This is a genomic window from Saccharopolyspora sp. NPDC000359, assembly GCF_040300525.1.
In the GTDB taxonomy this organism is placed as follows: Bacteria; Actinomycetota; Actinomycetes; order Mycobacteriales; family Pseudonocardiaceae; genus Saccharopolyspora.
Window position 1 is genome coordinate 46,342 of the sequence record NZ_JBEPDU010000035.1, and the last position, 12,097, is coordinate 58,438.

Below are 12,097 nucleotides of genomic sequence, written 5' to 3' on the forward strand. Positions count from 1 at the left end.
TGTGCTCTAGGAACGTTCACGCTCGACACAGTCAGCACGCCCGCGAGGGTAACCACCGGCCCCGACGACCAGCCGACGCGGTCGCCGCTCACCTCGACGGACGGGGGCGGCGGCGGTCCCGGCGGCGGCTCGGCCGCGGTGCCGCCGGGCGCTGCCAGAGCCACAGGCACACCCGGGCACCGCCGAGGCTGGAGCGGTCCACCACCAGGCGACCACCGGTCGACTCCGCCACCCGGCGCGCGATGTCCAGGCCCAGGCCGGTCGACCCGGCGCTGCTGCGGCCGCGCTGCACCGCCTCCGACAGCCCCGCGACGCCCGGCCCCGCGTCCTCCACGACCACCCCGACCACGCCGTCGTTCACCCCGTCGTTGCGGTGCAACGACACCACGAACTCGGTCCGCTCCGGGGTGTGCCGGAAGACGTTGCCCACCACGGCATCCACGGACGCCGCCAGTTCCGTGGCGGGCACCGGCACCCGCACCGACCCCTCCGCGCCGCGCAGGCTCCACCGCCGCTGCTGGTCCTCGGCCAGCGCCGACCAGAACTCGAGCCGCTCGCGCAGCAGCGCCGCCACGTCGCAGTCCGGGTCCTCGCCCGGACCGGCCCGACGGGCACTGGTGATCACCAGGTCCACCTCGCGCTCCAGCCGGTCTATCGCTAGCCGGGTCTGCTCAGCGGCCTGGTCGTCGCCCAGCGCTCCGGCGTTGAGCCGCAACGCGGTCAGCGGCGTGCGCAGCCGGTGCGAGAGGTCCGCCGCCATCTCGCGCTCGGCGGCCAGCAACTGGCGCACCCGGTCGGCCATGGTGTTGAACGCCTGGCCCGCCGCGACCAGCTCGGGCGGGCCGCTGGGGTGCACCCGGACCCCGAGGTCGCCCGCGCCCAACGCCGACGAGGCGTCGGCCAACCGGATCGTCGCGCGCACCATCCGCGCCGCCAACCGGTCGGCGACCAGCAGCGAGCCGATCACCAGCAGCAACCCGACCCCGCCGAGCACGATCCAGGACCGCAGCACGCCGCGGACCTGCTCGGCCTCCGGCACGAAGACCTCGGCGACCGCCGTGCGCCCGCCGTCCAGCGCGATCGGCTGCACGACCGTCGAACCGCCGGGCACCTCGACGGTCGCGGTGCGCGCGTCGACCACCGCCCGGCTGACGTCGCCCGCGCCCGCCCGGCTGGTGCCGACCACGCCGCCGTCCGGCAGGTGCACCGCGATGCGACCCAGCTGACCGGCGCGGGTGCTGGCCACCGCCTTGCCGACCAGCGCGTGGTCGTCCGTGGTGGCCAGCACCGGGGCGAGTGCGACGGCCTGCCGCTCGGCGTCGGACATCGCCTGGTCGCGGGCCATCTCGCGGATCACCAGGCCCAGCGGGATCAGGAACGCCAGCGCGACCATCGAGGTCACCGCCAGCGCCACCAGGACGACCGTGCGCCTCATTCCGGTTCCACGAGCTTGACGCCGACTCCGCGCACGGTGTGCAGGTAGCGGGGTTCGGCTGCACTCTCCCCCAGCTTGCGGCGCAGCCAGGAGAGGTGGACGTCGATGGTCTGGTCGTCGCCGTAGGACTGCCGCCACACCTGGGAGAGCAGCTCGCGGCGCGGCACCACCCGCCCCGGCCGCGAGGCGAGGTAGGTGAGCAGGTCGAACTCGCGCCGGGTCAGCTCCAGCTCGGTGCCGTCGAGCACCACCACCCGGCTCTCGGTGTCGATGCGCAGCCCGCCGACGGTGATCAGCTGCGTCGGCTGCGCACCGCGGGCGCGGCGCAGGACGGCTTCGATGCGGGCGTTGAGGTGTTCGCTGGAGAACGGCTTGACGATGTAGTCGTCGGCGCCCGCGCGCAGCAGGCGGACGATCTCGGTCTCATCGTCGCGGGCGGTCGCGACGATGGTCGGCACGTCGGAGACGCCGCGGATCATCTTGAGCGTTTCGCCGCCGTCGAGGTCCGGCAGGCCGAGGTCGAGGATGATGACGTCCGGCGGGTTCTCGGTGACCTCCCGCAGCGAGTCGAGGGCGGTCCCGACGCTGCGGACGACCCAGTCCCGCGCGGTCAGGTCGCGGATCAGCGCAGCGCGCACCACCGGATCGTCCTCGACAACCAGCACCACAGCCATGGCGGGCACCATAACCGGACCGTGAGCGGCGTTCGTGCCGCGGTGAACCTCACCACGTCACCGGCGGTGGTGCGGGGTGCTTGCGCGGAGCCGGTGCGGGCGGGGAAGATTGCACTCCCGTGCGAGTTCATCGAGCCTTCACCTATGCCGGCGTGTGGTTGGTGGCGACCACCGCCGCCGTCACGGTGACCTGGCTCGGCGTCCGCGACGTCATCCACGGCGCGGTGTTCGACCAGCCGGACCCACCACCGGCCCGCCCGGTCCTCACCCCGACGACGCTGCCGCCCCCACCGCCGCCGCCCGTCGAACCAGCACCCCCGCCCGTCGAGCTGCCGCCACCGGACACCCCGACCACCACCGCACCGAGTCCCACCGCACCGCCGAGCACCCCCGAAACGACCACAGTGGACACCCCGACGCTGGAGTCGACGACGGAGATCGCGCGGGACGTGCGCACCTACGAGCTCAACGGCGGCACGGTCGTGCTCTCGGTGCGCCCGGAGCGCGCCGAACTGATCTCGGCGACACCGCGGTCGGGTTACACGGTGCAGACCTGGGACCAGGCGGAGGGCTGGCTGCGGGTGGAGTTCAGCGCCGTCGACCGCGCGTCCACCCTGATCGCCACCTGGCACGACGGGCCGACCCGCGTCGAGACCTACGAGAACTGACTCGCCCCGCCTGCGCGACCCCCGCTGGAGATCAGACGTCCGATTTCTTTGGGATCGCGAAAAACTCGGACACGCACCGGTGTGTCGGGCGCCCGACACACCGGTTGTTCACAGTTTCAGTCTTGGTTTCAGGGGGTGGTTGCAACACCAAGCGCTTGGGCTAGTGCTTGTGATGGTGTCATCCAGTTGAGGGTGTGGCGGGGTCGGGTGTTGAGTTCGTGGGCGATGGTGTCGAGGTCGGTTTGGGTGTGGGGGCGTAGGTCGGTTCGTTTGGGTAGGTAGTCGCGGATGAGGCCGTTGGTGTTTTCGTTGGTGCCGCGTAGCCAGGGTTGGCCGGGTGGGCAGAAGTAGACCGGGATGCCGGTGTCGATGGTGAAGCGGGTGTGTTGGGACATTTCCTTGCCTTGGTCCCAGGTGATGCTTTTCCAGAGGTCGGGGGCGGTCAGGCAGTGGTGGAGCAGTCGGGGGAGGCGGTGGATGGATGCCGAGAGGGCGTCGCGGACGGCTTCGGCGGTTTTGCCGTGAGGCAGGGCCAGGAGCATGACGTAGCGGGAGTGGCGTTCGGCCAGGGTGGCCACGGCGCTGCCGTGTGAGCCGAGGATGAGGTCGCCTTCCCAGTGGCCGGGCACGGCCCGGTCCTCGGCCTCGGGTGGGCGGGCCGACAGCGGCACCCGGTCGGGGATCTGGCCACGGCCGTGGGCGTTGTTGGCGGCGCGGGCTGAGGCCGCGCGGGGCCGCCGCAGGCGGTGTTTGCGCCGCAGGTACTGGGTCAGTTCCTCTTTCAGCCTGGCCTTGGTCTGCACATACAGGCTTTGGTAGATGACTTCGTGGGACACCCGCATCTCCGGATCCTCGGGATAGTGACAGCGCAGCCAGGCCGCGATCTGCTGCGGTGACCACCGCTTCTTCAGCAGACGGCCCACCTGCTCAGCCAACTCCGGGTTCGCGGCCAACTTCGACACCTTCGGTCGCCGGGCCCGCTGCCAGGCCGCCTGGTCGGCCTCGATGGCCCGGTAGGCCCGCCGACCACCATTCCGGTTGATCTCCCGCGAGACCACCGACACATCCCGCCCCAGCCTGCGAGCGATCTGACGCAACCACTCTCCCGCCGCCAAGCCCCGGGAAATCTCCTCCCGCTCAGCCAAGGTCAACGCCCGCGGCCCACGCCGCCTCACCGCCGGCACCATCCCACCCGCCGGCCCCACCACCTTGACCACCGACTCGCGAGACATCCCCAACTCACGACAAATCCCCCGCTGCCCGAACCCCTCCTTCCACAACCGCCACACCTCACCAGCACGATCCCGCACCACCGACACCCACAACACCTCCACCAAGATCATCCACGAAGGTGTTGCACCGACCCCCAGAAACCAAGACTGAAACTGTAGATCGTGGTCGGCACGTCCCCGGTAACCACACCGAGGCCACAACCCGCCACGGGCGCGTCGACGTGGACCGAGGCCACGGAGAGTTCCGTTCGGTGCCACGTCGAGCACCGTCACGACTTCCGGGCCACACCACCGAGGAGGAGGCGTCGCACCGGTTCCAGCGGGGCCGCGCGCGGACCGTCCGGCCACCAGTCGGCCAGCACGACCAGCCCCGGCTCCAGGACCTCCGCGCCTGCGAAGCACGCGGTGATCTCCGCGCGGGTACGGAACCGACCACTGCCCAGCGCGCTGCGCAGGAAGGTCGCCTCCAACCGGGCAGCCAGCGCACCGGCCTCCGGGTCCTCCGCACCGGGCTGGAAGAGGTGGCTCAGCACCAGGAACGAGCCGGGCGGCAGCGCGTCGAGGTAGCGGGCCACCAGCTCCGGCACGCCAACCTCGTCCGGCACGTGGTGCAGGGTGCTGAGCTGCAGCAGCGCGATCGGGCGCGACCAGTCGAGCCCCCGCGCGACGACCGGGTCGGCGAGCAGCCCGGCCGGGTCGGTCAGGTCCCCCACCGCGAACCGCACGTTCTCGTTCTCGGTGAGCAGTGCCCGGCCGTGCGCCGCCACCAGCGGGTCGTTGTCGACGTAGACCACGGTGGCGTCCGAGTTGGCCCGCTGCGCGATCTGGTGGAGGTTCTCCGCGGTGGGCAGCCCGGAACCGCAGTCCAGGAACTGGTCGATCCCGACCGTCCCGGCCAGGTAGCGGACCGCCCGCACCAGGAACGCCCGGTTGTCGCGCGCGAGCTCGCCGAGCCCGGGTGCGACCGCGAGCAGGTCGTCGACCACCGCCCGGTCGGACGCGTAGTTGTCCTTGCCACCCAACACCGCGTCGTAGAGCCGAGCACTGCTCGGCCGCTCCGGGTCGATCCCACCGGAAACCGCCCCACTGGTCCGCACCATGACCTCCCCAGCCACCGCACCCCGACCCACGGAGCGTATTTGATCGATTTCTCCTGGTTACGGCCGGGTAGGTTCGGCCAATCCGGGCAAGCCGCTCGACCTGGGACCCGATTCCACTACTATCCCCTCGCGTAACGTTCCACCCCTGGAACACGACTAGTCGTCGTAGTGTCCCCTCACAGGAGGTCTCGCGTGGCCCCGGACAGCGCCACGAGCAGCGGTCCCACTGCGCGCCGCCTCGTGCTCGGCAGTCAGCTGCGCCGACTACGAGAGGCAAGCGGGATCTCCCGAGAGGACGCCGGGTACGCCATCCGCGGCTCGGGCTCGAAGATCAGCCGGCTGGAGCTGGGCAGGGTCGGCTTCAAGGAACGCGACGTCGCGGACCTGCTGACGCTGTACGGCGTCGACGACGACACCGAGCGCGAGTCCTTCTTGGACCTGGTGCGCCGGTCCAACGAACCCGGCTGGTGGCACCGGTACAACGACCTGATGCCGGGCTGGTTCCAGGACTACGTCGGGCTGGAGGAGTCGGCCTCCCGGATCCAGACCTACGAGATCCAGTTCGTGCCGGGCCTGCTGCAGACCGAGCGCTACGCCCGCGCGGTCGCCACCCAGGGCCGCCCGGAGTTCACCGAGGACGAGCTGGACCGCCGGGTCCGGCTGCGGATGCAGCGGCAGAAGCTGTTCAGTCAGCCGAAGGCGCCGCGGGTGTGGGCGGTGATCGACGAGTCGGTGCTGCACCGCCCGATCGGCGGCCGCGAGGTGCTGCGCGAGCAGATCGAGTTCCTGCTCGAGGCGACCAGCCTGGCCGCGGTGACGCTGCAGGTCCTGCCGTTCGAGCTGGGCCGGTCGGGCGCGGAGGGCGCGTTCACCATCCTGCGCTTCGCCGAGCCGGAGCTGCCCGACATCGTCTACCTCGAGCACCTCTGCGGCGCGCTTTACTTGGACAAGCCGGACGAGGTCGAGGTGTACAGCAAGGTCAGCCACCGGCTGGCGGTCGACGCCCAGACCCCGGAGCAGACCCGCAAGACCCTCAAGGCCGCGCTCAAGCAGGCCTGACCGCCACCGCCCCGGAGCGCTCGCACTGCTCCGCCGTGGCCAGTTCTCGCCACCCGATCGGGGGCTCTTTCACCCGCATGGCGCGCCGCCATTCCGGACCCGCACCGTCGTGCCCATGAAACGTGCAGGTCACGGAGGTTCATAGCGGCGCAAACGACATGACACGCGTACGGTTACGCCGTCGCGAGCACGGTGATCAACGTCTCACCGCCGTGCACGTGCATTCAATCGTGCATCTGCACCTGCTAACTTGGGTGCACGATCAACTGCACGTGCAGATGATCGTGCAACGTAAGTCGGGGGAAGGTGGGGTTCGGATGCCGAACATCCAGAACGGGATGCCCGCGAAGCAGCTGCCCAACGCGGTGTGGCGCAAGAGCCGCCACAGCGGGGCGGTCGGCAACTGCGTCGAGCTGGCACCGCTGGTAGACGGCGGGGTGGCGGTCAGGAACTCCCGCTACCCGGAGGGCCCGGCCCTGGTCTACAGCCGGGACGAGATCGCCGCGTTCCTCCACGGAGCCAAGGACGGCGAGTTCGACGACCTGATCGCCTGACGGGACCGGGACCACCGCGCAAGCGGGGTCCGAACCGCACGACGGATATCGGTGGCGCCATGTACGACATTACGAACGGCCTGCAAGCACTGGTCGCGCGCGACTTCCAGTTCGCGCACCCACGTGATGCCGACGGTGGGCTCGTCGCCGTCGTCGGCATCCGGGTGCACCGCGGTGTCTTCGACATCGTGCAGCTCTTCGGGGAGAACGACGCCGACGCGGCCCGGGTCCCCGGCGACGAGCCCGACGTGCTGTTCCCGAGCAAGGTGCTGTGGCGCACCAACGGTTCGGCGCGCGAGGTGATCAACGAGCTGCTGGCGCTGGGTGACCCCGCCCCGGACATGGGATCCCCGGCTGCCGGGTGCTGGATGTCGACCCACGCCGGTCGCTCCACCTGGCTCGCGGCCTCCGCCTGACCTCGGCGGCGCCGCGCGCCGCCCCAGACCCCGCCCCGACCCCGGCGCCGACGTCCCAAGTGGACCATGCCCCCGGCCCGGGAACCCCCGAAGAGACCGAGTTCCCGCGCTGCTGCGGCAGCGCGGGAACTCGGCCGGGACCCCACATCTGGCGCGGGCGCATCGAAACCCCGGGAATGCCAACACATCTCGGCATGTCGGGTGCCCGACACGCCGTTCGTTCACAGTTTCAACTGAAACTGTGGTTCGCCGGGTCCCCACTGCACAACTCCGCGAGCCCTCAGCGAGGTGCCACCGCCTTGGGCGAAGTGCCGGGGGACCGGGCGAGTTGGGGGTGGGCGCCAGTGGAGTCGGACGTCCGGTTCCACTGGAGTTGTGCGGGTTCGGAGATCATGCGGGGTTGGTGGGTTCGGGTTGCGGGGTGGTGAGGCGTGGAGGTGGCTGGCTGCTTCGAGCATGGCCCTGGCCCGGGTGGTCAGGTCCGCTCGGCGTTGGGCCAGGGCTGCGCGGAGTGCTTCTCGACTCCCGGTGCGTCGGAGTTCGGTCAGGACCTGGCGGACCTGGGGTAGGGGGTAACGGGCCTGGCGGAGCATGTGGACCACCTGCGCGTCGCGGATGTCGGGCGGGCGGTAGCAGCGGTAGCCGGTGCCTCGTTCCCGCTCCGGGACCAGCAGCCCCTCGGATTCCCACACCCGCAGCGCCGAGGTGCGCACCCCGAGGTGGGCGGCGAGGTCCCCGATCCGCATGTCCGCCTTCGGCGCCGGGGCCTGGTCGGCGACCGCTTCCAGCGCCGCGCCGATCTCGTCGAGGCTGCGCCGCTGCTCGTGCAGGGCCGCGTGCCCGGCGTCGACCAGCTCCAACGCCTTCGGGACCGCACCGGCGTGCACCGCGTGCATGATCGCCTGCGCGGTGTGGATGCCGAATCCCCGCACCAGCGCCCGGTAGGTGAGCAGCGCCCGCAGGTGCCGGTCGTGGAAGCACCGGTAGCCGGACTCGGTCCGCCGCGCGGGCGGCAGCACCCCGGCGTCCAGGTAGTTGCGGACCTGCTGGGTGGAGATGCCCGCCGCCCGGGCCAGGTCGACCGGCCGCAGCTTCACCTTCGGAGTCGCCATCGCTTGAAGGTTATCCAGGACCACAGCCTTGGTCATCAGCGACTCTCCTGACCAAGCCTCAACCGACCGCCGCAGCCAGGCGGCCAGTCCCCTCCACACATCGGGTTGGGGAGGCCGTGCGTTCGGCCGGGACGCGTTGGAGTTCCCACGCACCGGCCGAACCGCACACGAGTCCGACGTGGAACCGCCGCGCACCCGACCTGGGGACCGCTACGCCGCCCCGCGCGCCACCGCTTCCCGACCGCAGAGCCGGTCGACCAACCGCGCGCCGAAGGTGCCGTCGGTCCGCAGGACCACGCGCACGTTCGCGCCCTCGTCCGCCGGGAACCCGCGGTACTGCCCGCGGAGGTCCGCCACCGTCGTGCCGCGGGCCGGGCCGTCGCCGGTCTCGACGTCGACCGGGACGACCGGCGCCAGCAGCGGTTCGACGTCGCCCACCGCGATCGCCGCGGCCAGCGGGTCGTGGCAGGCGGCCTTGCGCTCGCCGAAGGCGTGCCGCGCGTAGAAGTCCAGGTACTGGTCCAGGATCGCGGCGGTGAAGGTCGTGACCGGGGTGCCGAACTCAGCCAGCTGCCGCCGCTGCTGCTCGGTGATCGCCTCGGTCATGGTGGCGTCGAGCGGCACCAGCGTCACCGGCCAACCGGCCCGCAGCACGATCCGCGCGGCTTCGGGGTCGTTGCTGATGTTCGCTTCCGCGGCCGGGGTGACGTTGCCCGGGTGCCGCAGCGCTCCGCCCATGATCGTGACGTGCTTGACCAGCCGCGGCAGCTCCGGTTCAAGCTGCAGCGCGGCGGCCAGGTTCGTCAACGGGCCTACCGCCAGCAGGTGCACGGCCCCGGGGTCCTGCCGGGCCATGCGGACGATCAGCTCAGCGGCCGGTTCGGTGCTGGGCGCGGCTTCCGGGGCTGGCAGGTTCGTGCCGCCGAGGCCGTCCGCACCGTGCACGTCCGGGGCGAGGTGCCGGGTGCCGCGCCAGCCGTGGCTGGCGCCGATGGCCACCGGGATGTCCGACCGGCCTACCAGCTCCAGGACCCGCAGCGTGTTGAGCGCCGCGGTCTCCGGGTCGGTGTTGCCGAACACCGTGGTCACCGCGCCGATCCGCACACCTGGGTCCCCGAGCAGGTACAGCAGCGCCAGCGCGTCGTCGATGCCGGTGTCGCAGTCGACGATCAGGGTTTCCTCGGACGCCATGGGTGCTTCTCCTCGGTTCGGCCGGCCGTTGGGCGGCAGGTCATCTGGACTGGCGCACCGGGATGCCGGGTGCGCCGCTGGGCAGCGCGCACTTCGCCGCGACCAGCGGGGTGCCCTCGGCGGACACGACCTGGGTGATCAGCACGACCGGGGTGTCCGGGGAGCGCCCCAGGGCTTCGCCCCGGCGCCGTCCGAGCACCGTCGCGGTCACCGTGCTCGCGCCGCTGAGCGGCAGGTGCAGGGCGGTCACCGCGTGCAGCATCGTGCGTGGCTGGGCCGCGGCCGCCTCCAGCGCGGCGGGGAGCTCCCGGTCGACGGCGGCCAGCACCTCGTCCGGCGCGCACCACTCCTCCACCAGGCAGCTCGGGATCCCGTCGACCGCGATGACGCTCTCCCAGAACCGGACCTCGCAGCGCGCCGGGACCAGCAGGTGCTGCATGACCAGGTCGGTCGGGTCCTCCACCACCCGGACCAGCGGCCGGACCTCGGCGCCGTCGCCGAGCAGCTGCTCGACGGGCTGCAGCCGCTCGAACCCCGGCCGGGTCGGGCGGGCGTTGACGGTGCGCCCGACCCCGCGCCGGACGGTGATCACGCCGTCCTCCTGCAGCAGGATGAGCGCTTCGCGCAGCGCCGGTCGGCTCACGCCCAGGTCTGCGGCCAGCTCCGGTTCGGAGGGCAGCGTCGAACCCGGCGGGTAGGTGCCCCGCCGGATCGCCTCGACGATCCGCTCGTAGAGCTCCACGACCGGTCGTCGCTGCGGACGCCTGGCCGCCATGCTGAACTCCCTCACTCTTGTCAGACAAGCTACCTGAGTGGCTTCCCGCCCCGTCCTCGGGGCGGTGCCAGCGGCATCGACCTACAAGTCCCTGCCAGCGCAAATCACTGCCACCGGGAGGCCCTCCAGCCCGACGCATCGGGCAGCACCTCGAGCCGCCTACTTGTCTGACAAGAACATTCCTCGCTGGCAACCGATGAGATTTCCCCCGGACACCGGTCTACCTAGTCGTGCTGGTCGAGCGACAGGTGCCTGAACGGAGTAGACAGTACCCCCGAACGGTCGCCACCAACCTGAAACCGCAGGCCGAGGAACCGAGGAGCAAGCGATGAGCCGCGTCCGAGTACTCGTCGGCACCCGTAAGGGTGCGTTCGTCCTGACCGCTGACGGCAAGCGGCAGGAGTGGGACGTCAGCGGTCCGCACTTCGGCGGCTGGGAGGTCTACCACCTCAAGGGTTCGCCCGCCGTCCCCGACCGGCTCTACGCCGCGCCGTCGCTGGGCTGGTTCGGCCAGCAGGTGCAGCGCTCCGACGACGGCGGCACCACCTGGCAGCCGGTCGACAACCACTTCACCTACGAGGGCATGCCCGGCACCCACCAGTCGTGGGATGGCAGCCAGCAGCCGTGGCAGTTCACCCGCGTCTGGCACCTCGAACCCTCCCCCACCGACCCCGACACCGTGCACGCCGGAGCCGAGGACGCCGCCCTGTTCCGCACCACCGACGGCGGGCACAGCTGGCAGGAGCTGCCCGGTCTGCGCCAGCACGGGTCGGCCTCCGGCTGGCAGCCGGGCGCGGGCGGCATGTGCCTGCACACGATCATCCAGTCGCCGGAGGACGGGAACCGCTTCTACACCGCCATCTCCGCGGCCGGCGCCTTCCGCACCGACGACGGCGGCCAGTCCTGGAAGGCGATCAACCACGGCCTGCGCTCGGAGGGCATCCCGGACCCGGACGCCGAGGCGGGCCACTGCGTGCACCGCATCGCCGTGCACCGCGACCGCCCGGACGTGCTGTTCATGCAGAAGCACTGGGACGTGATGCGCAGCGACGACGCGGGCGAGTCCTGGTACGAGATCAGCGGTGACCTGCCCACCGACTTCGGCTTCCCGATCGACGTGCACGCGCACGAGCCCGACACGGTCTACGTGGTGCCGATCAAGAGCGACGAGCAGCACTACCCGCCGGAGGGGAAGTTGCGGGTGTACCGCAGCCGCAGCGGTGGTGGCGAGTGGGAGCCGCTGACCGAGGGGCTGCCGCAGCGCCACTGCTACGTCAACGTCCTGCGCGATGCGATGGCCGTCGACTCGCTCGACGAGTGCGGTGTCTACTTCGGCACCACCGGGGGTCAGGTCTACGCCTCCGCCGACGCTGGCGACAGCTGGCGCCCGATCGTCCGCGACCTGCCCTCGGTCCTCTCCGTGGAGGTGCAGACGTTGCCATGATCCGCGTCCGAATCCCCAACCACCTGCGCACGCTGGCCCACATCGCCGATCGCGAGGTAGTCCTGGACGTCGACGGCGAGCCGACGCAGCGCACGGTGCTCGACGCGCTGGAAGCGCGGTACCCGGCGCTGCGCGGCACCATCCGCGACCGCGAGACCAAGCAGCGCCGAACTTTCATCCGCTTCTTCGCCTGCGAACGGGACCTCTCGCACGAGTCACCGGACGCACCGCTCCCGGCCGAGGTCACCGCCGGGCAGGAGCCGTACCTGATCGTCGGGGCCATGGCGGGGGGCTGAGCCGCCTACGCATAGCGGGCCCAGGTAAACGAAAGTGTGGACGACCGGCACGCTTCGGCGTGTTGGTCGTCCACTTGATCACGCCGGTGGAAGGTTGGCCGCGTCTCAAACCGGACGCGCCCCGAAAACACCGGAGCCGCA

13 protein-coding genes are annotated in these 12,097 nt (G+C 71.2%); 6 read left to right on the top strand and 7 right to left on the bottom strand.

The genetic code is table 11. The features are described from left to right. Positions 1-88 precede the first annotated feature (88 nt). Together ABT324_RS21895 and ABT324_RS21900 are read right to left on the bottom strand one after the other, a co-directional pair. Positions 89-1,435: an ATP-binding protein gene (locus ABT324_RS21895; RefSeq protein WP_351180531.1), complete on the bottom strand. Its 1,347-nt coding sequence runs from the start codon at positions 1,433-1,435 to the stop codon at positions 89-91. Then, the gene (locus ABT324_RS21900) at positions 1,432-2,109 is read right to left on the bottom strand and encodes a response regulator transcription factor (RefSeq protein WP_351180534.1); all 678 of its coding nucleotides are present in this window, start codon (positions 2,107-2,109) and stop codon (positions 1,432-1,434) included. Before ABT324_RS21900 ends, ABT324_RS21895 begins: the two co-directional genes overlap by 4 nt. Before the next feature lie 119 nt (positions 2,110-2,228). Between ABT324_RS21900 and ABT324_RS21905 the strand changes: the two genes are divergently transcribed. Beyond that, complete coding sequence (locus ABT324_RS21905) at positions 2,229-2,777, top strand: hypothetical protein (RefSeq protein WP_351180537.1); 549 nt, start codon at positions 2,229-2,231, stop codon at positions 2,775-2,777. Positions 2,778-2,905: 128 nt separating this feature from the next. Here ABT324_RS21905 and ABT324_RS21910 read toward each other — a convergent pair whose 3' ends face one another. Then, on the bottom strand, positions 2,906-4,120 hold the full coding sequence (locus ABT324_RS21910) for an IS30 family transposase (RefSeq protein ID WP_351180540.1): 1,215 nt from the start codon (positions 4,118-4,120) through the stop codon (positions 2,906-2,908). A gap of 158 nt (positions 4,121-4,278) precedes the next feature. Further along, complete coding sequence (locus tag ABT324_RS21915) at positions 4,279-5,109, bottom strand: SAM-dependent methyltransferase (protein WP_351180543.1); 831 nt, start codon at positions 5,107-5,109, stop codon at positions 4,279-4,281. Between the two features lie 192 nt (positions 5,110-5,301). Between ABT324_RS21915 and ABT324_RS21920 the strand changes: the two genes are divergently transcribed. From ABT324_RS21920 to ABT324_RS21930, 3 genes are all read left to right on the top strand, one after another. Beyond that, the gene (locus tag ABT324_RS21920) at positions 5,302-6,168 is read left to right on the top strand and encodes a Sco1979 family transcriptional regulator (protein WP_351180546.1); all 867 of its coding nucleotides are present in this window, start codon (positions 5,302-5,304) and stop codon (positions 6,166-6,168) included. Positions 6,169-6,485: 317 nt separating this feature from the next. After that, complete coding sequence (locus ABT324_RS21925) at positions 6,486-6,722, top strand: DUF397 domain-containing protein (RefSeq protein ID WP_150067286.1); 237 nt, start codon at positions 6,486-6,488, stop codon at positions 6,720-6,722. 59 nt (positions 6,723-6,781) lie between these two features. After that, positions 6,782-7,138, top strand: coding sequence for a hypothetical protein (locus ABT324_RS21930; RefSeq protein ID WP_351180549.1), 357 nt, complete (start codon positions 6,782-6,784; stop codon positions 7,136-7,138). 221 nt (positions 7,139-7,359) lie between these two features. On the opposite strand, the gene ABT324_RS21935 is transcribed toward ABT324_RS21930, so the two are convergent. The 3 genes from ABT324_RS21935 to ABT324_RS21945 all read right to left on the bottom strand — a co-directional run bounded on the left by ABT324_RS21935 (position 7,360) and on the right by ABT324_RS21945 (position 10,216). Further along, entirely contained in the window at positions 7,360-8,250 is an 891-nt protein-coding gene (locus ABT324_RS21935; protein WP_351180552.1) for a MerR family transcriptional regulator, read from the bottom strand. A gap of 210 nt (positions 8,251-8,460) precedes the next feature. Beyond that, positions 8,461-9,441, bottom strand: coding sequence for a nucleoside hydrolase (locus ABT324_RS21940; RefSeq protein ID WP_351180555.1), 981 nt, complete (start codon positions 9,439-9,441; stop codon positions 8,461-8,463). A gap of 40 nt (positions 9,442-9,481) precedes the next feature. Further along, positions 9,482-10,216, bottom strand: a complete 735-nt coding sequence (locus tag ABT324_RS21945; RefSeq protein ID WP_351180558.1) for a GntR family transcriptional regulator — start codon at positions 10,214-10,216, stop codon at positions 9,482-9,484. A gap of 328 nt (positions 10,217-10,544) precedes the next feature. Between ABT324_RS21945 and ABT324_RS21950 the strand changes: the two genes are divergently transcribed. Together ABT324_RS21950 and ABT324_RS21955 are read left to right on the top strand one after the other, a co-directional pair. Then, positions 10,545-11,660: a WD40/YVTN/BNR-like repeat-containing protein gene (locus tag ABT324_RS21950; RefSeq protein ID WP_351180561.1), complete on the top strand. Its 1,116-nt coding sequence runs from the start codon at positions 10,545-10,547 to the stop codon at positions 11,658-11,660. After that, entirely contained in the window at positions 11,657-11,956 is a 300-nt protein-coding gene (locus tag ABT324_RS21955; protein WP_351180563.1) for a MoaD/ThiS family protein, read from the top strand. The genes ABT324_RS21950 and ABT324_RS21955 overlap by 4 nt, the downstream gene beginning before the upstream one ends. Positions 11,957-12,097: the final 141 nt, after the last annotated feature.